Source organism: Mesorhizobium sp. M0815 (assembly GCF_040319995.1).
In the GTDB taxonomy this organism is placed as follows: Bacteria; Pseudomonadota; Alphaproteobacteria; order Rhizobiales; family Rhizobiaceae; genus Mesorhizobium.
Genome location: NZ_JAMYOU010000017.1, coordinates 122,303 through 144,513, shown reverse-complemented (window position 1 = coordinate 144,513; position 22,211 = coordinate 122,303). Strand labels below are relative to the sequence as shown.

Annotated in this window: 20 protein-coding genes; 9 read left to right on the top strand and 11 right to left on the bottom strand. The window is 61.7% G+C overall.

Annotated features, from left to right (window positions below; translation table 11 throughout):
* Nucleotides 1-347, bottom strand: a 347-nt coding sequence (locus NKI01_RS19815; protein WP_352964336.1) for an ArsR/SmtB family transcription factor, incomplete at its 3' end; no start/stop codon positions are given.
* Between the two features lie 247 nt (nucleotides 348-594).
* Here NKI01_RS19815 and NKI01_RS19810 point away from each other — a divergent pair.
* The 4 genes from NKI01_RS19810 to NKI01_RS19795 are packed head-to-tail and all read left to right on the top strand — an operon-like array spanning nucleotide 595 to nucleotide 4,621.
* Nucleotides 595-1,473: an ABC transporter permease gene (locus tag NKI01_RS19810; RefSeq protein WP_023718528.1), complete on the top strand. Its 879-nt coding sequence runs from the start codon at nucleotides 595-597 to the stop codon at nucleotides 1,471-1,473.
* Nucleotides 1,470-2,291, top strand: a complete 822-nt coding sequence (locus tag NKI01_RS19805) for an ABC transporter permease (protein ID WP_023718529.1) — start codon at nucleotides 1,470-1,472, stop codon at nucleotides 2,289-2,291. The genes NKI01_RS19810 and NKI01_RS19805 overlap by 4 nt, the downstream gene beginning before the upstream one ends.
* A 22-nt stretch (nucleotides 2,292-2,313) precedes the next feature.
* A complete protein-coding gene (locus NKI01_RS19800; protein ID WP_352484610.1) occupies nucleotides 2,314-3,456 on the top strand; it encodes an extracellular solute-binding protein in 1,143 nt (380 codons plus the stop codon).
* Complete coding sequence (locus NKI01_RS19795) at nucleotides 3,449-4,621, top strand: ABC transporter ATP-binding protein (RefSeq protein WP_023718531.1); 1,173 nt, start codon at nucleotides 3,449-3,451, stop codon at nucleotides 4,619-4,621. Before NKI01_RS19800 ends, NKI01_RS19795 begins: the two co-directional genes overlap by 8 nt.
* A 19-nt stretch (nucleotides 4,622-4,640) precedes the next feature.
* On the opposite strand, the gene NKI01_RS19790 is transcribed toward NKI01_RS19795, so the two are convergent.
* The 10 genes from NKI01_RS19790 to NKI01_RS19745 all read right to left on the bottom strand — a co-directional run bounded on the left by NKI01_RS19790 (nucleotide 4,641) and on the right by NKI01_RS19745 (nucleotide 15,335).
* A complete protein-coding gene (locus NKI01_RS19790) occupies nucleotides 4,641-5,618 on the bottom strand; it encodes a branched-chain amino acid ABC transporter permease (protein ID WP_352484608.1) in 978 nt (325 codons plus the stop codon).
* A gap of 1 nt (nucleotide 5,619) precedes the next feature.
* A complete protein-coding gene (locus NKI01_RS19785; protein ID WP_031193840.1) occupies nucleotides 5,620-6,507 on the bottom strand; it encodes a branched-chain amino acid ABC transporter permease in 888 nt (295 codons plus the stop codon).
* Nucleotides 6,508-6,514: 7 nt separating this feature from the next.
* Nucleotides 6,515-7,225, bottom strand: coding sequence for an ABC transporter ATP-binding protein (locus NKI01_RS19780; protein ID WP_352484605.1), 711 nt, complete (start codon nucleotides 7,223-7,225; stop codon nucleotides 6,515-6,517).
* Nucleotides 7,218-7,991 carry an ABC transporter ATP-binding protein gene (locus tag NKI01_RS19775; protein WP_023718535.1) on the bottom strand — a complete coding sequence of 258 codons (774 nt, stop codon included), beginning with the start codon at nucleotides 7,989-7,991 and terminating at the stop codon, nucleotides 7,218-7,220. The genes NKI01_RS19780 and NKI01_RS19775 overlap by 8 nt, the downstream gene beginning before the upstream one ends.
* A gap of 11 nt (nucleotides 7,992-8,002) precedes the next feature.
* Nucleotides 8,003-9,211 carry an ABC transporter substrate-binding protein gene (locus NKI01_RS19770; protein ID WP_352484604.1) on the bottom strand — a complete coding sequence of 403 codons (1,209 nt, stop codon included), beginning with the start codon at nucleotides 9,209-9,211 and terminating at the stop codon, nucleotides 8,003-8,005.
* A 345-nt stretch (nucleotides 9,212-9,556) separates the two neighbouring features.
* Nucleotides 9,557-10,543, bottom strand: coding sequence for an ABC transporter ATP-binding protein (locus NKI01_RS19765; protein WP_023718538.1), 987 nt, complete (start codon nucleotides 10,541-10,543; stop codon nucleotides 9,557-9,559).
* Entirely contained in the window at nucleotides 10,540-11,562 is a 1,023-nt protein-coding gene (locus NKI01_RS19760) for an ABC transporter ATP-binding protein (protein ID WP_352964333.1), read from the bottom strand. The genes NKI01_RS19765 and NKI01_RS19760 overlap by 4 nt, the downstream gene beginning before the upstream one ends.
* The gene (locus tag NKI01_RS19755) at nucleotides 11,552-12,526 is read right to left on the bottom strand and encodes an ABC transporter permease (RefSeq protein ID WP_352964330.1); all 975 of its coding nucleotides are present in this window, start codon (nucleotides 12,524-12,526) and stop codon (nucleotides 11,552-11,554) included. The genes NKI01_RS19760 and NKI01_RS19755 overlap by 11 nt, the downstream gene beginning before the upstream one ends.
* Nucleotides 12,526-13,554, bottom strand: coding sequence for an ABC transporter permease (locus NKI01_RS19750; RefSeq protein WP_023718541.1), 1,029 nt, complete (start codon nucleotides 13,552-13,554; stop codon nucleotides 12,526-12,528). The genes NKI01_RS19755 and NKI01_RS19750 overlap by 1 nt, the downstream gene beginning before the upstream one ends.
* Nucleotides 13,555-13,661: 107 nt before the next feature.
* Nucleotides 13,662-15,335 carry an ABC transporter substrate-binding protein gene (locus NKI01_RS19745; protein ID WP_352917942.1) on the bottom strand — a complete coding sequence of 558 codons (1,674 nt, stop codon included), beginning with the start codon at nucleotides 15,333-15,335 and terminating at the stop codon, nucleotides 13,662-13,664.
* A 301-nt stretch (nucleotides 15,336-15,636) separates the two neighbouring features.
* On the opposite strand from NKI01_RS19745, the gene NKI01_RS19740 reads away from it, so the two are divergent.
* From NKI01_RS19740 to nadE, 5 genes are all read left to right on the top strand, one after another.
* On the top strand, nucleotides 15,637-16,362 hold the full coding sequence (locus NKI01_RS19740; protein WP_023718543.1) for a LuxR family transcriptional regulator: 726 nt from the start codon (nucleotides 15,637-15,639) through the stop codon (nucleotides 16,360-16,362).
* A gap of 172 nt (nucleotides 16,363-16,534) precedes the next feature.
* Entirely contained in the window at nucleotides 16,535-17,434 is a 900-nt protein-coding gene (locus NKI01_RS19735) for a proline iminopeptidase-family hydrolase (RefSeq protein WP_352964327.1), read from the top strand.
* Nucleotides 17,435-17,975: 541 nt separating this feature from the next.
* Nucleotides 17,976-18,224, top strand: a complete 249-nt coding sequence (locus NKI01_RS19730; protein WP_352964324.1) for a hypothetical protein — start codon at nucleotides 17,976-17,978, stop codon at nucleotides 18,222-18,224.
* A gap of 268 nt (nucleotides 18,225-18,492) precedes the next feature.
* The gene (locus NKI01_RS19725; RefSeq protein WP_502896326.1) at nucleotides 18,493-21,231 is read left to right on the top strand and encodes an AMP-binding protein; all 2,739 of its coding nucleotides are present in this window, start codon (nucleotides 18,493-18,495) and stop codon (nucleotides 21,229-21,231) included.
* Nucleotides 21,228-22,211 (top strand): NAD(+) synthase, encoded by a 984-nt coding sequence (nadE, locus tag NKI01_RS19720; RefSeq protein WP_031193946.1) that lies wholly within the window; start codon nucleotides 21,228-21,230, stop codon nucleotides 22,209-22,211. Before NKI01_RS19725 ends, nadE begins: the two co-directional genes overlap by 4 nt.

Sequence of the window (22,211 nt, the reverse complement as noted above, 5' to 3'; positions counted from 1 at the left end):
CCGGTGTAAAGCCCGATCGGCATCGACACTTCGATCGCGTCGTTCTTGACCGCACGATATTCGCTCTTGAACACGACGAGCACTTCTTCGGCCGTCGGATAACAGATTTTCTGGCTGCCTTTCTTCGCTTTCAGGTTCTCGGTGCGGATCAGCCCCGCATCCTCCAGCACCTGGATGTTGGTCGAGACGGTCGACTGCGGCAGCGACAGCACGGCGGCGATTTCGTTGACATTCATCGGCCCCTTCTCATGCAGCAGTTTCAGCATCGAGATACGCGCCGAGGAGGCAAGCCCCTTGAGCACGGCAATGCCTTCCTCAGGTTCAATCACCAGAAAATTGCGACTCATGAAATGCCCGGGCCCATGCCAAATCTATATCCGAAATTATCCTGTATATCGGGATATCTGATTTAATCAATGCGCAGACGAACCCGAGCAATTTGTTAAATCCAGCAGGGCGACGGTCGCGCGGTGGCCCTGCACAGAATTTGTGCAGGAGCCATATGCAGAGTGGACACCTGAACGCCGATCGCCCAATCTAGTCCGGAGCCGAGCCCGGTGATGGCGGCTTGGACATGAAGTGGTTGGACGGGTCGTGACCAAAGGGTGGAAATTATATGATCAGCGACTGGCCTGGGTCCTCGTCGCGCCCGTGCTTTTGCTGCTTACCCTGCTTCTGCTGCTGCCGATCGCGATGATGACTGTCTACACGTTTTTCACCTTCGTTACCGCTGGGGTGGAGTCGGCGGTGCTGACCTTCGACAACTGGAAGGAATTCCTCACCGACAGCTACTATCACGGCTTTCTTTGGAAGACCGTTCGCGTCGGCGCCATCACCGCTGTGATCTGCGCGATCCTTGGCTATTTCCCCGCCTATTTCATCTGGGCCACGACTTTCAAGCACAAATGGCTGCTGCTGTTGCTGCTCATCGTGCCGTTCTGGATCAGCTTCACCATCCGGACATTCTCGTGGATCCACATTCTCGGCGAACAGGGGCTGATCAACGTCGTGCTCATCCGGCTGGGGGTCATCAACGAGCCGTTGCCGATGCTCTACACCGAGGGCGCCGTCATCATGGGGCTGCTGCATTTTCTGCTGCCCTACATGATCCTGAACGTCTATGTCAGCCTGGAGGGCATCGACCGCACCTTGATCGCCGCCGCCCGCTCGATGGGCTGCACCAGCGCACAGGCGTTCCGCGAAGTGACCCTGCCGCTGTCGATTCCGGGGCTGGGCGCCGGACTGTTGCTCTGCTTCGTGCTGGCGGCCGGCTCCTATGTGACGCCGCAATTGCTCGGGGGAAGCCGCGACGCGCTGTTCGGCAACCTGATCTACGACACCATCATGGGGCAGCTCAACTGGCCGATGGGCGCCACGCTTTCCATCGTCCTGTTCGTTCTGCTCGGTGCGGCCGCGGCCGCCTACAGCCGCTATATGGGCCTGTCGCAGATCATGAAGGGTCTCAGTGCATGAGAGCGGAGCATCCCGATCGCGAAGGCAGATGGGCGTGGCGGCTAACCGGCGCGATCACGGTGTGCGTCTATGTCTTCATGTTCGCGCCGATCCTCGCCACGGTCGTGCTTTCCTTCAACGCCTCGATGTTTGGCGGCTTTCCCCTCACCGGCTTCAGCCTGCGCTGGTACGAGAAGCTGCTCACCAACGGGCCGGTCCTCGATGCCTTCCGGACATCGATGTGGATTGCCCTGGTGACGGCAACGGTGACGACGCTGCTCGGCATCATGGCGGCATTGGCGCTGGTGCGCTTCGAGTTCCGTGGCAAGCAGGCGATCAACACGCTTGTCATTCTTCCCGCGCTGGTCCCCGAGACGATACTGGGCGTCGGCCTGCTGGTCATGATCAAAGCCGTCGACCAACCGCGCAGCATGACGCTTCTGGTGCTCGGCCACATTCTGCTCACGCTCCCCTACGTGGTGCTGATCGTTCAGGCGCGCATGGTCGGCATTAAACGTTCCTATGAGGAGGCGGCACTGTCGCTCGGGGCGCCGCGTGTGTCGACATTCCGCGAGATCACGCTGCCGCTGCTCATTCCCGCAGTGCTTGCCAGCGTGCTGCTCGCCTTCACCATCTCGTTCGACAACACCTCGGCCAGCCTGTTCTGGCGACCGGCGGGCGTCGAGACCATGCCGACGCAAATCCTCTCGATGCTGAAGATCTCGATCAGCCCCGAGGTGAACGCGCTGGGCACTGTCATGATCCTTTTGACGGTCGGCATTCCCTTGGCTGGTGGGCTCATCCTGCAAAGCCTCACCTGGTTCAAGGCAGGCAAGTGAAAATGAAAATGGGAGAATGAAAATGAAACTGACAACCACCAAACGACTGGAACGGCTCAACGAACGCTATGCCAATGGCGACATCAGCCGGCGATCATTCCTGACGCTGACGGCCGCCGCTGCCGCCGCCACCGGGCTTTCCATGCCCTGGATGGGACGCGCGCTGGCCGCGGTTTCGGAAGTGCGCTTCGACGGATGGGGCGGCGTGGTGCAGGAGGCGATCGATAAGTACGCGTTCCAGCCCTACACCGCCAAGTCCAAGGTCAAGGTCGTCCAGGGCACCTTTGGCGACGAGAACGAGATCATCACCAAGATCAAGACGTCGAAGCCGGGCGACTTCCAGATCGTCCATTCTTCCGGCGTCAACTACTACATCAAATACGTCAATGGCGGCTTCAACTCGGAGATCAACGAGGCGAACATTCCGAACATGGCGAATGTGCTGACCGCCATGATCGAGCCGTTCCGCAAGATCACGCCGAAGCTGTCGGCAGTGCCATATGATTACGGCACCACCGGCATCGCCTACAACAACAAGGTTATCTCGCCGGAGGAAGCCAAGGAAAAGGGCGCCAACCTGCTTACCGACAAGAAATATGCCGGCAAGGTCGGCGGCTACGCCGATATGACGACGCGCGTCTGGTATGCGGCGCTGCAGACGAAACAGGACCCCAACAACATCCAGGACATGGATGCGGTCTGGGCCAAGGTTCGCGAGACCCGCGACCTGGCCAAGAAGTTCTGGAGTTCCGGCGCGGAACTGATGGACCTCCTGTCGCGCAACGAAATCGTCGTTACCGATGCCTGGTCCGGACGCGTCGCCGCCCTGCAGCAGCAGGGCCAGCCGATCGGCTATCTCGACCCCGCCGGCTCATACGCATGGATGGAGGACATGCTGGTGCTCAAGGGATCGCCGATGGCCGAATGCGAGGAACTGATCAACTTCATGCTGGATCCGGCCACGTCGATCGCTGTCGCCGAAGGCCAGAATTATCCACCCTCGCTTGATCCGACCAAGGTGAAGCTGACCGACAAGATCGCAGCGCTTCCGGCCTTCGACCCGACCGGATCGATGAAGTCGCTGACCTTCGCCGATCCGCTCTACTGGGCGAAGAACGAAGACGCCTGGACCAAGCAATGGGACAGGGTGTCGAAAGGTGCATGACGATAACAGCCACGATCAGCCCCGGCCGGCATCGGCCGGGGCTGATCGCGACCCGCTCGCTCGGGGCGAAAGCCAGCCGACAGGAAAGCCTGCGGTCGAGTTTCGCGACATCGATATTTTCTACGGCAAGTTCGCCGCCGTGCGCGATTTTTCACTGGCGATCCGCAAGGGCAGTTTCGTCACCTTGCTGGGGCCGTCCGGATGCGGCAAGACCACGATCCTGCGATCGATCGCCGGCCTGGTGGATATCACCAGCGGGCAGATCTCGATCGGCGGAAAGCGCGTCGACGACATCCCGATCTACAAGCGCAACATCGGCCTGGTGTTCCAGAACTACGCGCTCTTTCCACACAAGAACGTCTTCGACAACGTCGCATTCGGGCTGAAATACCGGAACGTGCCGAAACCGGAAATCGTGCGCCGGGTCAAGAAGGCGCTGGATATGGTGCGGCTGCCCGGCAGTGAGACAAAGCTGCCGTCACAGCTCTCGGGCGGCCAGCAGCAACGCATCGCACTGGCCCGCGCCATCGTCTTCGAACCGGAAGTGCTGCTGCTAGACGAGCCCTTGTCGGCGCTCGACGCCAATATGCGCGAGGACATGCGCGTCGAGATCAAGAAAATCCAGCGGGAGACGGGCATCACCGCCATCTTTGTGACGCACGACCAGGAAGAAGCCTTGTCGATGTCCGACCGCATCGTCGTGATGAACGCCGGCCTGATCGAGCAGATCGGTTCCCCGGCGCAGGTCTACGACCAGCCGGCCACCGCATTCGTCGCCAATTTCCTGGGTAAGGCCAACATGCTGCCCGGCAGCGTGACGGCGATGGACGGCAACATGGCAACGATCGCGCTGGCCAGCGGCCATGTCGTAAAGGCGGCCGCACCGAAGGCGCTCACGGCCGGCAGCGCGATCACCGTCGTCGTTCGCCCGCAGAAGCTTACCGTCGGCACCGCCGGTGCTGCCAACAGGCTGTCGGGACGAATAGTCTCGACCTCCTATCTCGGCGGCAATGCGGTCTACGAGATCGACATCGGCGCTGGCACGCCGTTGCGCGCCAACACGCTGATCGACGGCCAGCCGCTGCGTGAAGGCGAAACGGTCGATGTCTGCTTCGACCCGCTGGGTTGCGTGCTTCTCGACGCGCAAGGCGTACGTATCGCGTAGCGACGAGGCGCTGAGCCGTTCAGTCTTTCGCGTCACCCCTTGGCCCGAGAAACCGCGCATAGACCTCACCGACAATACCGCGCCGGAAAACCAGCACGCAGACCATGAAGGTCAGGCCGGTGGCGATGGTCACCGGAAAATTCGAGGTAGCGAGCGTGTTTTCCAGGCCGACGACCAGACTGGCGCCGATGATCGGCCCGACCATGGTGCCGATGCCGCCGAGGAGCGTCATCAGGATCACCTCGCCCGACATCTGCCAGGTGACGTCGGTGAGCGTGGCAAACTGAAAAACGATCGCCTTGAGCGCGCCCGCCAGCCCGGCCAATGTTGCCGACATGACGAAAGCCGCCAGCTTGTAGTTGGCGACGGAATAGCCAAGCGAAATTGCCCGGCTCTCGTTTTCGCGGATGGAACGCAGGATCATGCCGAAAGGCGAGTTGATGATGCGCCAGATGGCGAACACGCCGATCAGGAAGACCGCCAGAACGAAATAGTAGATGTTCATCGAGACGTTCAGGTCGAGCATTCCAAACAGCCTGCCGCGCGGCACGCCCTGGATGCCGTCCTCACCTCCGGTGAACGGCGCCTGCACGCAGAAGAAGAAGAACATCTGCGACAGCGCCAGCGTGATCATGGCGAAATAGATGCCTTGCCGGCGGATGGCAAAGAAGCCCATCACAAGGCCAAGCAGCGCGGCACCCAGGACGCCGAGCAGGATGCCCGCTTCCGGCGGCCAGCCCCAGACCTTGACCGCATATGCGCTGAAGTAGGCTGCCCCGCCGAAGAACGTCGCATGGCCGAAGGACAACAACCCGGTGTAGCCGAGCAGAAGGTTGAACGCGCAGGCAAACAGCGCAAAGCACAGCATTTTCATCAGGAAGATCGGATAGACGAAGAAAGGCGCCACCAGCAGCGCTAGGATGCCGAGCCCCACCAGCGTCCATTCAAGCCATACCGAACTTTTGGCGCGCGTCCCGCGAAGTGAGAGTTCGGCCATCTCAGACGTCCCTTCCGAAAAGACCGGCGGGCCGGACCAGAAGCACGATCGCCATGATGACGAAGACCACCAGATTGGAGGCTTCGGGATAGAAAACCTTGGTCAGGCCTTCGGCGAGCCCAAGCATGTAACCGGTAACGATCGCCCCGAGGATCGATCCCATGCCGCCGACCACGACAACGGCGAACACGACGATGATGAGGTCAGATCCCATCAGCGGGCTTACCTGATAGATCGGCGCGGCGAGAACGCCGGCGAGACCGGCAAGAGCGCAGCCGAGGCCGTAGGTAAGGGTCAGCAGCAACGGCACGTTGACGCCGAAAGCCTGGACCAGGCGGGGGTTCTCCGTTGCCGCGCGCAGATAGGAGCCCAGCTTGGTCTTCTCGATCAGCACCCAGGTGCCGAAACAGACGATCATCGAGGCGACCACCACCCAGCCGCGGTAATTTGGCAGGAACATGAAGCCGAGATTGGTGCCGCCGGACAGCAGCGGCGGCACGGAATAAGGACTTCCCGATACCCCATAGTAGTACCGGAACACGCCTTCGAGCACGAGCGCGAGGCCAAAGGTGAAAAGTAGACCGTAAAGCGGGTCGATATCGTAAAGCCGCGACAGCGCCAGGCGCTCGACCACGACACCGAAGCCGCCGACGATCAGCGGCGACAGGATCAGAGCCGGCCAATAGCCGATGCCGAACCGGGTGAGCAGCAGATAGCCGATGAAGGCGCCGAGCATATAGAGCGCGCCGTGAGCGAAATTGATGACGCGCAACAGGCCGAATATGACAGCCAGGCCGAGGCTCAACATGGCGTAGAAAGAGCCGTTGATGAGGCCGACCAGCAATTGGCCGAGGAATGCCTGAACGGGTATTCCGAAGATCATCGTCATGGCGCCATCATACACCCAGCACTTCATGCAGCAGCGTCATGCGATCAGGCAGTTCGCCGACCGGAAAGCCCGACACTACCTTGCCGTGCTCCATCAGATAGAAACGATCGGTGACACGGCTGGCAAAGCGGAAATTCTGCTCGACCAGCAGGATTGTCATGCCGCGCTTTTTCATCGTCGCCAGCAGATCGCCGATGCGCTGCACGATAACGGGAGCCAGTCCCTCGGTCGGTTCATCGAGAAGCAGCATTTTCACGCCGGTCCGCAGCATGCGCGCGATCGCCAGCATCTGCTGTTCGCCGCCCGACAGCCTGGTGCCGGGGCTGTTGCGGCGCTCCTTCAGATTGGGGAAGAGATCGAATATTTCCTCCACGCTCATGCCGCCCTCGGCTACGATCGGCGGCAGGACCAGATTCTCGTCCACGGTCAGCGTCGCGAAGATGCCGCGTTCCTCCGGCACCAGGCCAATGCCTTGATGCGCCGTCCGGTGCAGTGGCAGGGGCATCAGATCCTTGCCGTCGAAAGCGATCTGGCCGGTCCGCTGGCGGATCAGCCCGATGATGGCGCGCAATGTCGTGGTCTTGCCGACGCCGTTGCGGCCCAGCAATGTCACCGTTTCACCTGGAAAGACCTCCAGATCGACGCCGTGAAGCGCGTGGCTTTCGCCATACCAGGCGTTGAGGCCGCGGACTGCAAGAAGAGGCGCGGCGTCACTCATCGGCGGTGCCCATATAGGCGATCCTCACCCGTTCGTCGCGACTGACCGTGGCATAGTCGCCGGCGGCAAGGATTTCGCCGCGCTGCATGACGGTTATCCAGTCGCAAAGATCGGCTACAACAGTCAGATTGTGCTCGACCATCAGCACGGCGCGATCCCTGGCGACCGAGCGGATGATGTCTGAAACCGTGCGCACATCCTCTTGCCCCATGCCGGCCATCGGTTCGTCGAGCAGCAGCACTTTCGGATCGAGGGCCAGCGTCGTGGCGATCTCGAGCACGCGTTTCCTGCCATAGGAGAGATCGGCGGCGGGCCTGTTCTTGGCATCGTCGAGGCCGACAGACCGCAAAAGCTCCTCGGCGCGCGGCGTCAATCGATCGAGCGCTGCCAGCGAGCGCCAGAACTGAACGCTGAGCCCGCCCGGCCGCTGCAATGCAACGCGCACATTGTCGAGCACGCTGAGATGCGGAAACACCGCCGATATCTGGAACGAGCGCACCAGGCCCATCCGCGCGACCTTGGCCGGCGACGTGCGGGTGATGTCGTGGCCGAGCAGTTCGATCCTGCCGCTCGTCGGCGGCAGGAACTTGGTAAGCAGGTTGAAGACGGTGGTCTTGCCGGCGCCGTTGGGCCCGATCAGCGCGTGGATGTTGCCATGGTAGAGGTCGAGATCGACATTCCTGACCGCGACGAAACCGGCGAAGTCGCGCCGCAGGCCCCGGGCGGAAAGCACCACCCGCGGCCCATTCGGTTCGGGCGGCGCCATCGGCCCGCCAATCACTCGCTGGCCGTAGGACAGCCGCTTTCCTTGGGGCTCAGGAACGCCTCGTTACCGGGGATCGTGGCAAGGGGTTTGTAATAGTCCCATTCCTTGGTGCTCTCGCTCGGCGACTTGACCTGATAAAGATACATATCGTGGACCATGTTGCCGTCGGACTGCACTTTGCCGTTCGCCGTAAAGACGTCGTTCACCGGCATCGAATGCAATTCCTTGGCGACGGCTTCAGTCGCGTCGGTGCCGGCCTTGTCGATCGCCTTCAGATACTGCGTCACTGCCGAGTAGGTGGCGACCTGGATCATGTTCGGCATGCGGTTGGTGCGCTTGAAAAACTGCTGGGCGAACTCGCGGCTCTTGTCATCGCGATCCCAGTAGAAGCCTTCGGTCAGCACCACGCCTTGCGCTGCCTCGAGGCCGAGCCCATGCACCTCGGCCAGCGTGAACAGAAGCGCTGCAAGCCGCTGACCGCCCTGCACGATACCGAACTCGGCCGCCTGCTTGATCGAGTTGGAGGTGTCGAGGCCGGCGTTCGCCAGCCCGACGACCTTGGCGCCCGACGATTGCGCCTGCAGCAGGAAGGATGAATAATCGGTCGAGCCGAGCGGATAGCGCACCTCGCCAACCACCTTGCCGCCATGGCTCTCGACGAACTTGGCGGTCTGCTCCTTGAGCGAATAGCCGAATGCATAATCGACGGTGACGAAGAACCAGCTGTCGCCGCCTTGCTGGACAAGAGCGCCACCGGTTCCTACCGCCTGCGAATGCGTGTCATAGGCCCAGTGGAAGCCATAGGGCGAGCATTGTTTGCCGGTCAGCTCGGTGGTTGCGGCGCCGGTGACGATGTCGATTTTCTTCTTTTCCTTGGAAATCCCCTGGACGGCCAGCGCCACCGAGGAGGTGGTCAGTTCCATGATGGAATCGACCTGTTCGGTATCATACCACTGCCGCGCAATGTTGGAGGCGATGTCCGGCTTGTTCTGGTGGTCGGCGCTGACGATCTCGATCGGCGCGCCTTGTGCCTTGCCGCCGAAATCCTCGACCGCCATCTTGGCGGCCTCGACCGACCACTTGCCGCCGAAATCGGCATAGACGCCCGACTGGTCGTTGAGAATGCCGATCTTGACCTTACCGTCAGAAATCTCGGCGGCTGCGGCAGGCATCGCAGTCGCTGCAAGAAGCGCGGCCGAGGCCAGGTACGATATCTTCATTGGTGACTTCCTCCCTTATGGTCGACAACCGAGCAACATGTCGGCGGCTGCCTGCTGCGGCACGAAGAGTGGCCTCCCATATTCCGTCCTCTCCGGCGGAAAATCGCAGCGCTGTACGGCCGCCTATGCCCGTCCCTCAAATCGTAGCATCGCGCGGCAACGCGAGAACAGTTACTTTAGTATTAGGCTCGCGGTGCCCATGCCGCGGACGTCGAAGCGCAACATAGGGCCGGATCGTGCAGGGTCCAGATGGCGTCTGATCTCTCTGAAGCCGACGTGCCGTGATGAAATCCCGGCCCGAGCGGTCGTGATCAGATGATGCAGCTGAACGAGAAACGTGTGTTCTCAACCGCCGGCTGGATGATGGCATGCAACCAGGCGGCCATCGCCGATGCTTTGAAGAAGCGGACGCTCGCTGCGGCAGAGGGAGGTGGCGGCTGGGCAGCGGGTGTGGAACCGGCATCCCGAAGGTGGGTTCATCGGGCCGGGCAGGTCGCCCTTGAGTACCAACCGCCCGCGCCGCGCCCGGTCGATGCTGGGTATCGGGACGGCGGAACGCAGCGCCGCGGTGTAATGGTGTCTGGGCGCCGCAAAGACCTCGTCGGTCGGCCCACTCTCCACGATCGATCCCAGATACATTACCGCCACACGGCTCGAGATCTGACGCACCACGGAAAGGTCGTGAGCGATGAACACATAGGTCAGGTTGAACTCCTCGCGCAGATCGGCGAGCAGATTGACGATCTGCGCCTGGATCGACACGTCGAGCGCCGAGACCGGCTCGTCGGCCACGATAAGCCGTGGCCGCAGCGCCAGCGCACGGGCGATGCCGATACGCTGGCGCTGGCCGCCGGAGAATTCGTGCGGATAGCGCGATGCGTGCTGGGGCGACAAGTCGACCCGGCGCAGAAGGTCGGCCACGCGATCCGCCATTTCCGATGCCGAGAGGCGTTCATGGATACGGAATGGATCGGCCAGCAGATCGCCGACCCGCCGGCGCGGATTGAGCGAAGCGCTGGGATCCTGAAAGACCATCTGCATCTGCCGCCGCAACGGACGAAGCTGGCGCTGGGAGGCATCGCTGATGTCGCGGCCCTCGAATTCCAGCGACCCCGAGCTGATTTCGGTCAGACGCACCAGACACCGGCCAAGCGTGGATTTGCCGCAACCGGACTCACCGACGATGCCGAGCGTTTCCCCGGGCCAGATGTCGAGAGACACCTTATCGACCGCATGTACGGTCCGGCGCTGTGCCGGGAAGATCGACCGGCCGACGCTATAACGTTTCGACAGATCGCCGGCGCGAAGCAGCGGGCGCGGCACGGCATTCATCGTTGCATCTCCACGCCGCCAGCCTTCTGGACAGTGAATTGTCTGCGCGTGGACTCCGGCAACACGCAGGCGGCGCGATGGCTCTCGCCTTGCATGATCGGCAGCTGGACCAGACAGGCGTCGTCGCGAAAGGCACACCGGGGGCCGAAGGCGCAGCCTTTCGGCAGGTTGGAGAGCGAGGGCGGAATCCCCGGGATAGCGGCAAGCCGGGCCGGACGTGGTCCCCCCATCGGCGGGATCGAGCCGAACAAGCCCCATGTGTAGGGATGCAGCGGCGCCCGGAACACGCTGCTCTTGCCGCCCTCCTCGACAAAGCGTCCGCCATACATCACCAGCACCCGGTCCGCGACTTCGGCAACGACGCCAAGATCATGCGTGACCAGGATCACCGCCGAGCCGAACTGGTCGCGCAATCGTCCGATCAGCTCGAGGATCTGCGCCTGCACGGTAACATCGAGGGCTGTGGTCGGTTCATCCGCGACGAGCAGCGCCGGGTTGCAGGAGAGTGCCATGGCAATCACCGCGCGCTGGCGCATGCCGCCGGAAAGCTGGTGCGGGTAGCTGTCGACGACCCGATCCGGATTTGCGATGCCGACCGCATCCAGCAATTGCACGGCCCGCGCCCGCGCGGCTTTCGCCGACACTTTTTCATGCGCGCGCACCTGCTCGCCGATCTGGCTGCCGATCGTATGCACAGGAGTGAGCGCCGACATCGGATCCTGGAAGATCATCGCGATCTGGCGGCCGCGAATGGCATCGAGCACACGCCGGCTGAGCCCGATCAGCTCCTGTCCCATGAAACGGATGGAACCGGAGACGATAGCGTTGGGGCTGTCGATCAGCCCCATGATGGCGAGCAAGGTCTGGCTTTTGCCCGAACCGGATTCGCCGACCACCCCGATGATCTCGCGCTGCTCGACGGCAAACGAGACGCCTCCCACCGCCCGCACCAGGCCCTCGTCGCTGCGGAAGGAGACGGTGAGGTCCTTGACCACCAGAAGAGGAGCATCAGCCGACATTGCGTGCCCTCGGGTCGATGATGACGAAGACGACGTCGACGATGAAGTTTGCCATCACCACGAAGAAGGCGGCGTAGATCACCGTGGCCAGGATCATCGGCAGATCGAGGGTCTGCAGTGCCTCATAGGTCAGTTTCCCGACACCCTGCAATCCGAAGACCACTTCGGTCAACAGTGCGCCGCCGCCGACCAGGGCACCAAAATCGAGGCCGAACATGGTAACGAACGCGACCAGCGAGGTCCTGAGGCCATGATGCAGCAACACCCGGCGCTCGCCGATCCCCTTGGCCCGGGCGGTGCGGATGAAATCCTCCTGCATCATCTCGATCAGGCTTGCGCGCAGCACCCGTCCATAGAGGCCGACATAGAGGGTTGCCAGCGTGAACCACGGAATGACGAGCGCCTTGAACCAGCCCCAGGGATTCTCGGTCAGGGGGATGTAGCCGAGCGGAGGAACCCAGGAAAACAGCCAGCTGTCGTGCCAGCGGCTTTGTGTCAGCAGGTTGGCGACCTCGCCCAGCCAGAAGACCGGGATCGACACGCCGACCAGGCTCAGGATCATCAGCGCGCGATCAACGAATGTACCGCGCGTTGCGCCTGCGATCACCCCGACAATCAGTCCACCCAGCACCCACAGCACTGCCGCGCCGCCGACCAGCGACAGCGTCACCGGAATGGCGCTTATCACGGTCGGGATGACGCGCTGCCCGCGATTGACGAAGGAGGTGAGATCACGGCTGACAAAAAGCCGGTTCATCATCAGCCCATATTGCACAAGCAATGGCCGGTCGAGACCGAAATCGTGGCGCACCTGGATCAACGTCTCTTGCGAAGCATTGCGGCCGGCAATGCGCGCCGACGGATCGGCGCCCGGCGTCGCAAAGAAAATCAGGAAAGCAACGACACTTATGCCGAACATGACCAGCACCATCTGGCCAAGCCGGAAGCCGAGCGCGGCAACCACTAGACGCCCCTCGGCGAGGATTTCGGATCGAGCGCGTCGCGTACGCTGTCGCCCAGAATGTTGAGGGCCAGGACCGTGATGACGATGGCCAGCCCCGGCGCCAGTGCAACGACCGGCCGCGAATAGAGCAGGCCCTGGCCGTCCTGGATGATGGTGCCCCAGCTGGCATCCGGCGGCTGCACGCCGATCGACAGGAACGACAGCGAGGATTCCGTCATCATGTTGAGCGCCAGGATCAACGGCACGAAAACGATGATCCGGGTCACCACATTGGGCATGATGTCGCGCAAAAGGATGCGCCAGGGCGACGCGCCCAGGCCGATCGCAGCGGTCACGAATTCGGCATGCATCAAGGTCAGGACATGGCCACGGATCGGCCGCGCCACATAGGGCACATAGACGATGCCGATGATGAAGACCGGTAGCCACAGGCTGCCGGAGCGGATTTCGAATGGACCGATCTGGATACTCTGCGCAATCAGCACGATCGACAGCGAGATCGCCAGCAGGAAAATCGGGAAGGCCCAGAGCACGTCGAGAATGCGCGACAGGCCGATGTCGACGATGCCACCGAAGAACCCGGAGACGACCCCCAGAAACGTCGCGAGGACGAGGCACAGCGCGGCTGCAGCACCCGAGATCAACAGCGAATCCCGTCCGCCGTAAAGCAGCCGCGCCGCGACGTCGCGGCCCTGGTTGTCGGCTCCGAGCAGGTAGGGACCGATGCGCCACGTCGGCCCGATCGGCGTCATGCCGAGGCCAAGGCCTTCTGTGGAGGGCTGCAGCACCGGCTGGGTCACCCCATCGACGACGACCTCGCCATTGAGATTGGTCACAAATGGATCGGTGCCGGAGACGTACCGCGCATAAAGCGGCGCCGCGAGCGAGGCGATCACGACGACGACGAGCACGGCGAATGCCGATATTGCCGAACGATCGCCTTTCAGCTTGCGCCATGCCGTGCGCCACGGGCCATCGGTGGCCCGGCGAACCGAGATGGCGGGCTGATCCGCAATGACATTGACCATGAACAGGATTGCCTAGGAAAAATCTCGGCCTGAAAGATGCGCTGATCCGCCGGAAAAGGAAATGCGACGGAGAGCCGGCGGCGCTCCGTCGCATTGGCTCCGGGAGGTTATTCCACCCAAGACTGGCTGACGATCCAGTAGAATTGTGGGCTGAAGGTGAAGTTCTTCAGCCTGGACGAGATGACATCGACCCGCTTCGGCGTGAACAGGACGGCGACCGGCGCCTTGTCCGTCACCGCCTTGTCGATGGCGGTCCAGAGTGTCGCGCCCTTGGCCGGATCGGCGATGGTGGCTGCCTCTGCCTCGTCCATCGATGCGTCGATCGACTTGTCGCAGAACCCCGAAATATTGACCGAGGCGTCGGAACCTGGCGTAAACGAGGCACAGCTGAACAAGACCTGCAGGAAATTCGATGGCGCCGGGTAATCCTGGAACCATTGCGAGATCGAAATCTGCACCTTGTTGTTAGTGTTCTGGATGTAGGTGAACTGGATGTTCTGCGAAATCGGCTTGACCGACGTCTTGTAGCCAAGCTGGTTGAGCACGTCCTGCAGATAGACGCCGATCGCCTTGGAGACAGTGGTGTCCTCGGTGATGATCGTCACCTCCTGACCTGCGGTTCCCGATTCAGCAACCAATTGCTTGGCCTTATCCATATCCGGCGCGGACCACTTCTCACCCGGATTGGCGGTGAACGGGCAATAGGCTGCGAATGACGGGAAGCCCGGCGGCAGGATCTGACAGGCCGGCTGCGCCAGATTGCTGCCGCCGAAAAGCTTGACGATCGCGGCGCGGTCGATGGCGAAGTTCACCGCCTGGCGAACGCGGATGTCGTTGAACGGCGCCAGATTGGTGTTCATCGGCGCGTACCACATCGCCGTCAGCGGGTGAACCGTGACCTGCTTGGCATATTTGGTGCCGAGTTCGGCGAGACGGTCGGACGGCGGCGGATCGAACATCCAGTCCGCCTGGCCATTCTCGACCGCCGTCACCGCCGCCTCGTCGGTAAGGCCGAATTCATAGTCGATCTCGTCCGGATATCCGGCCGGCTGCGCTTCCTTGCTCCATTCCTTGAAGTGAGGGTTGCGCACAATCTTCATCAGCTTGTTGGGGTCGTAGCTGGCGATCATATAGGGTCCGGTGCCCGGAATCGGATCGGTGCCGACGTCCTTGAGCGGCGCGCTCGCCGGCAGGATCGACGCGTGTGGAACGGCAAGCTTCTGCAGGAACTCGGCATCCGGCTGGACCAAGTTGAAGGTAATGGTTCCGGCCGCATCGTCGACAGACAGGCCACCTTCGAGGGAGCATGTCGCGGGCGCCTTCAAGCATGCATCCGCGCCGATGATGCCTTTGTAGAAGGTCCCGGCCGTCGGCCCGCTGATCTTGAAGATGCGCTGGAACGAAGCGACCACGTCTTTGGTCGTGACGTCCGAGCCATCGGCGAACTTGATGCCCTTGCGCAGCTTGAAGACATAGGTCTTGCCGCCGTTCTCGACCTGCGGGAGGCTTTCCGCCAGGTCCGCGACGACCTCGAAGCCGGTCTTGTCTCCGGCCTTCCTGTAGGTCACCAGGCCATCGTAGAGGACATAATTGATCTGGAAATACTGCAGCGTGTAATTGATGTGCGGATCGGCGGTGCCTGCCGCGGCATTGGCCAGCAATCGGAGCGTGCCGCCTGGCTTGCCCTCGGCGGCCAAGGCACCGCTTGCCGGCGACATCATCGTCACGCCGAGCAGAGCCAGCCCGGGTATCAACGCTGCAAATGCTTTTTGGGGTCGCATATTTGTTCCCTCATGGAGGCGTGTCGGCTTTTGCCGCGCTGAATCCGGTCGATCGACCACCGCGCGGCTGAAAACAGTCCTGGGTTTGCGAACGGCGTTCGCTACTTCGCCCAATCGCAAAAGACTACGGCGAGCGAAGCCGGACGGGATAGCTATTAAGATAGATAGGGTCGGACAGGCTTATTCCCGCCTATTTGTTGAGCAGTCGCCCGACATGGCTATTTGACAAGCAATCATCAGCGGGTAAGCTTGCCGGATGCAAAGCCTTCCAGGCGATCTAGAGAGCCGGTTCCGAACTGGAATGAGCATCGACGCTGCCATGGCGATGGCGACGGAGGTGCTGGAGCCCATCGGTTTCACCGCATTCATCTACGACTATACGCCGGTGCCGGTCAGCCACAAGGGCGAGCTTATCACGCCCTCGCTGATGGCTCTGCGCAACGTGCCGCGCGACATGCAGGATCTCTGGTGCAAGGGCGGATATTATCAGCTCGACCCGGTGCAGGAGGCCGCGCTCGCGGTATCGAGACCGTTTCTCTGGTCGCACAACGGCGTTCAGAGCAACGTCATGCAGCGTGTGCTTCAGTCCAAGCACGATCCTGTGGTCAGCTATCTGCTTGACACGAGGATGACCTGCGGCGTCACCGTACCCATTCGCCTTGCCGGCGGCGATCTCGCCACCTTCACCGCTATCCGTGCCGATCCGGAGGCCGGGTTCGAGGCCGAAGCCAGACCCTTCATCGCCGAGATCGGCGATCTGGGTCATCTGCTGCATGATTCCGTCTATGCCGGTTTCGATGCTGGAATCCGCACCTGCCAACATGTCCATCTGACGTCGCGCGAACGCCAGTGCCTGCGCCTGGCCGCTGCCGGACTGACGGCCAAGCAGGTCGCGCGTGAGATTGGCCGCGCGGTGCCTACCGCAACGCTGCACCTCAACGCGGCGACGCGAAAGCTTGGCGCGCGCAACCGCTTCCATGCCATCGCGCTCGCCGCCCATTACCGGCTGCTTGAACCGGAGCATTGAGGCTCTCGACCTGCGGGCGATCGGCCTTGCCTCGGGCAAACTCATAACCGGCAAACCTATAAATAGTGCTAGCTGTAAATGCGCCGGGCCGCTTAGTACCGTCGGCCGCAAAACAAGGCTTGGGAGGGTCCACACTTCGGCTCCTGCCGCGCCATGATGCGGAGCTTTGATTGTGACGACGCATGCGATCACCGAAGGATTTAGCCAATACCAGGGCTATCGCACCTGGTACCGAGTGACCGGAAACCTCACCTCGGGCAAGCTGCCCCTGATCGTCGCTCATGGTGGACCGGGCTGCACGCACGACTATGTGGATTCATTCAAGGAGCTTGCCGAAACCGGACGAGCCGTCATCCACTACGACCAGATCGGCAATGGCAAATCGACCCATCTGCCGGATAAGGGCGGTGACTTCTGGACCGTCGATTTCTTCCTGGGCGAACTCGATGCGCTGCTCGCCCATCTCGGCATTGCCAGCCGCTACGCCCTGCTGGGCCAATCCTGGGGCGGCATACTTTCGGCCGAGCACGCGGTGCGCCGCCCGGAGGGGCTCAAGGCATTGATCCTGGCCAATTCGCTGGCCTCGATGGTGCTGTGGGTGAAAGGAGCCCGGCAATTGCGCGCCGGGCTGCCAGCCGATGTGCAAAGCGCGCTCGACCGGCACGAAGCGGCAGGAACCACCGATCATCCGGAATATGTTGCGGCGACGAAGGCTTTCTACGACCGCCATGTCTGTCGCGTCGTTCCGATGCCGCCAGAGGTCGCCCGGACATTTGCGGCAATCGAGGAAGATCCGACCGTCTATCACACCATGAATGGTCCCAATGAGTTCCACGTCATCGGCACGATGCGGAACTGGACCATCGTCGACCGCCTGCATCAGATCGAGGCGCCGACCCTGGTTTTCCGCGGCTTCTACGACGAAGCGACCGAGGCCTGCGTCCAGCCCTTTCTGGATCTTATCCCGCACGTCGAAGGTTTGGTCTTCCCGAATTCCAGCCACATGCCGCATGTCGAGGAAAAGCACGACTGCCTCGCCGCCGTCGGGCGCTTCCTGGCCAAATACGACTGACGTTCCAGCACGCCCTTCAGCCTGCGGTGGCCGAAGACGAGTGACAGTCCGCTCTCGGCGAGGTCGGCGAGCAACTCCTCGTTGCCGCCGCCGGTGCCATGACGATGCCGTCGATGCGGCGCTCCAGCACCCGGTCGATCTCGCGCGCTTCGCGTGCCGTGTTTCTCCTCGGTGTTGAACAGCAGAATATTATAGCGCTCGGCGCGCTGGTGGGCTGCGTCTCCAGTCCGCGTACGAACTCGGCGAAAAAGGGGTTGGTGACGTCCGAAATCGGCGCGGCGATGGTGCCGGTCTGGGCGGCGCGCAGGCTGCGCGCTCAGCCATCCGGCCGATATCTCAGCCCGCTGAGCTGTCTTGAGCTTCTTTTGGTCTCGACGCTCAGGGCGCGCGAACCGTTGCCGACAGGCGAGACCATCGCGGCCGACGCCGAGTGCGAAGGTGCCTGCAGGTATGGAACGTGTCCACCCCAAGTTTCGCCAAGCACGTTGCAACCGAATCTATTAGCCGGCGTTAAAGTGCGGGTGGTTAGCGGGAGGCTTTCATGCAGACGTATCTCGTCGAGCGTATGGACGGCGACGATGTGATCTCGGCGCGCGTCGTCAACGCGCCGAGTCCGTTCAAGGCTGCGGCCATGGTGACCGATGGACATATTACCTTCCGAAAGTGGGAAAAAGACTGGATCCGCGTGACTGACGAAAATCGGGGACAGATCTATGCATATTGTTTTGTCGCCGGCAGCTACTCCGATACTGAACCATTGCCGGTATCGCCCGGGAGAACCACAGAATAGGCAATGTGCCTGAATAGCGGCGATTCCGTCTTCGATCCCACCTTGGCAGATGTGTAACAGGCGTTGCCAACTTGGCACGAACGCCAGTGCTCGCTGCGTCAAGCGCACCACGCGAGCCCGGCATGATTGGCTCTGCCGGCGGCTTGCGAAACAGGCGAAAGTGACTAACCAAGCGTCCTTGGGCGAAGATCGGGGCATCATCAGAATGATCGATGAAAAGATTGGGGCGGGAGGCGATAAGTGATCCTAATCTTAGCGTGGGCAACTCATGTCTTCGGCATATTTGGGATCAGAAGTCGCGGATCAGGATCTAGCGGTGGATTGTCAGACAACGACCTCCAATAAATGGTCAAGTGTTCCACAATACGCACTGGATCAGGGTGGTCCGGTACTGCGCCCATTTCAAGGATTGGGCACCGATTTTACCAACGTTGCCGTATTCGATCACCTGAGAAATATGGTCCGCCAGTACCCCGACAAGCTTGCAATCAGCGACGGCGCCAATCGTCTGACTTATTCCCAGCTTCTCCGGTCAGTTGAGACGCTGTCCTACCAGATCGCTGCCGCCGTCCCAGACGGACAGGCGATAGGGATTCTTCAGGCCAACTCGGCCTGGTATCCCATCGCCATGCTGGCAAGCATGACGGCTGGGCGACTTTCGGTGCCACTCAACGCGCGAGATCCCAGCTCGCGGATCCTGGAAATCGTGGCGGGGGCGCGGCTCTCGGCCATCCTGGGCGAGGGCAATGTCCGACCCGCCGGTTTGCCTCACCAAGTCAGTTGGATCGATGTGCCCACCAGTGCGGCCTCGCAATCGGTACAAGTGCCTCAGCCTTACCCCGTCTCGGTCGATGCGCCCGCCATCGTGCTTTATACGTCAGGGAGCACAGGCCGCCCCAAAGGCATCGTTAACAGCCAGCGCAGCTTGCTGTGCCGGGTCCAGCAATATGTCGATGCATGCCACATCAACTCGGATGATGTTTTCCTGCCATTGACCGGACCCGCCACAATCGCCGGGTACCGGGAGATTCTTGCAGCCCTTCTCACCGGGGCCACTTTGCATCTGGTCGAAGTCGAAGCGGTCGGCTTGCGCGCCGTTCAGCGCCTAGTGCGATCCGAAGGCGTGACAATCACCTATCTGGTGCCGGCGCTGCTTCGCGCGCTCATGGCCGACGGACCTGCTGAAGCGTTCCATTCGCTTAGAGTCGCCCGGATCGGTGGCGAGAAGGTGCCCTGGACCGACATCGCACTGCTGCGCAAGGCCGTCTCCGATACGTGCCTCATCCAGATCGGTTACTCGTCAACCGAGACCACCGGCTCACAATGGTTCTTGCCGCGAGACTGGCCGGAGCATGGAGATTCGGTTCCAGTTGGTTGGCTGCTGCCTGGAATCACCTTCGCAATTGTCGACGAAGCGGGCCGCTGCGTTCAATCGGGCCGCAGCGGAGAGCTTCTGATCAGGAGCCCGTATGTCTTGCTTGGCCATTGGGAGGACGGGGCGGTTATGCCGGCGACATCAGATCCGGACGATCCAGGCCTTCGGATTTTCGCGACAGGTGACCTCGTCCGACTTGATAATCAAGGCTTACTGCACATCGTCGGTCGCAAGGGACGGCAGGTAAAGATCAACGGTCGACGCGTCGAGCCAGCCGAACTCGAACGGGTGCTGCGTTGCGCGCCTGCTGTTGCGGATGCCGTGGCAATCGTGACTGCGGCCAATGAGCTTGTCGCCTTTGCCGTTCCTCGGCGCTCGGCCGAAGCGAGCTTTTCGGACGAGCTTCGCCAGCTTGTGAGGACCAATCTGCCACCGCCGCTGCGTCCCTTGCGGTTACACACGATCGCCGAGATCCCGCGTCTGCCAAGCGGCAAGGTGGACATCTCGACACTTGCAGAGATGGATCTTTCAGCCAGAGGGACGGCAGCGACGGCGCGTCCGCTCGAGCCGCGAGGCAAGCTGACGGCGCAGCAGATCGTCCAGCGGGCGTGGACCAGCATCCTCAATACGCGCGTAGCGGCGGGACGCTGGGATGACGCCGGAGGAGACTCGCTGAAGCTGCTGCACTGCGTCATGGAAATCGAAAGCGCCATCGGGCAGGAACTCGGCCTTGAGGCGTTCACCGTTGGAATGAGCCTGGACGAGATGGTCAAGGCGGTCGCGTCTGCACAGGCAGGCGACCAAAGCGCGCGCGCCCAGAAGCATGATCCTCCAATTCTTTTTCTGTTCCCGGGATCCGTCGGCTACGGCCCGAGCCTTGCTGCCTTTGCAGCAGCGATGGGCAAGATCACCCGCGTTGCCCCGATCAGGTACCCAGCCCTGACCATGATCCTGCGCGGGCAAAACAGCCTCTCCGACATGGCCGATGCCGCCGTCGAGCAGATCCGCCGCGCTCAACCCGCGGGTCATATACGACTTCTCGGTCATTCGCTCGGCGGTGCTGTCGCTTTCGAAGTTGCGGCGCGGCTGCTGGCCGCGGGGCGGACCGTAAGGTTCCTTGGCATTCTCGACACCAGTCTCGTCGGCGAGCGAAGCGCTCGCTGGGAGACGTTTACGCGCACATTCAATCGAATCCGAACCAACCGCGTATCCGCTTATCGGATGGCTTGCCGGGCCCTCGCGAAAGTCGCCGTGGCAATGCGGCGCGAGGCGCAACTGGTCCGGTTTCTCGATCGTTTCGCTCAGGGACAGTTCAACGCGACGAGTTTTAGAACCAAACTGGAACTGCAAGAGGTTTTGCGCGCGCGAGCCTTCTTCCAGTGGGTGGCCGAGCCAAAGCCGGCGCTGCCGATCACAGGCACCCTGTTCCGCTGTGCTCGACCCGGAATGCCTCTGGCCATCGGCTGGGATCGCGCTTTCGGACATCTGGACGTGATTCCGATCGTCGGCAGCCACATCGATCTGGTCGTAGAACCTCACCTCGCCACCAACCGCCCGCTTATCGAAAAAGCGGTGGCGCAAACCTATTCGCCAACCGAGTCTCGCAAACTGGAGTACAAGCTATCGACCTGATCTCAACATTCAGCAAGGACGCGCTTGTGCTCGACGCTGCTGCGGAGGTCGATCGCATCGTCCAGATCCTGCGCCAGCAGGTCCTTGGCACGCTGCGACGTCGAGGCGCGGTTGTCGGCCTCTCAGGCGGCATCGACAGCTCCGTCGTCGCGGCGTTGTGTGTTCGCGCCTTTGGGAAAGACAAGGTCCTCGGAATATTCATGCCGGAGCGCCACTCCTCCGGTGACTCGCTAAGGCTTGGCCGCACTGTCGCCGCACAGCTTGGCATCGATGCGATCCTGGAGGACATAACACCGGCCCTCGAAGCGATCGGCGCCTATTGTCGGCAGACCGAGGCAATCCAGACTGTCGTTCCCGACTATGGGGACGGCTGGAAATGCAAGCTGGTGCTGGCCTCAGTTCTCGAGAGCAATGGTCTCAACATCACGCGCCTCACGGTTCAGGACCCTGAGGGCAGGACCGACACGGTGCGTCTGCCGTCGGCAGCCTATCTGCAGATCGTCGCCGCAACCAATTACAAGCAGCGCCTGCGCAAGATGACCGAGTACTATCATGCCGACCGCCTCAACTACGCGGTAGCGGGCACGCCGAACCGCCTGGAATACGACCAGGGCTTCTTCGTCAAGCAGGGCGACGGAATCGCCGACCTGATGCCAATCGTTCACCTCTACAAGACCCAGGTCTACCAGTTGGCCGAATATCTTGGGGTGGAGGAAGAGGTCCGGCGCAGACCGCCCACCACGGACACCTTCTCGATGGCGCAGAGCCAGGAGGAGTTCTACTTCGCACTGCCTTATTATCTGATGGATTTGTGCCTCTACGGGTTAAACCACGGGATCGCTAGCGAAGACGTCGCCGAGGCCACCGGTCTCACCGTGGTGCAGGTTCAGAAAGTTTTCAAGGATATCGACAGCAAACGGCGCGCCGCACGCTATCTTCACGCGCGGCCGTTGGTGTCCTCTTCAATGGGCGAGGGCTAG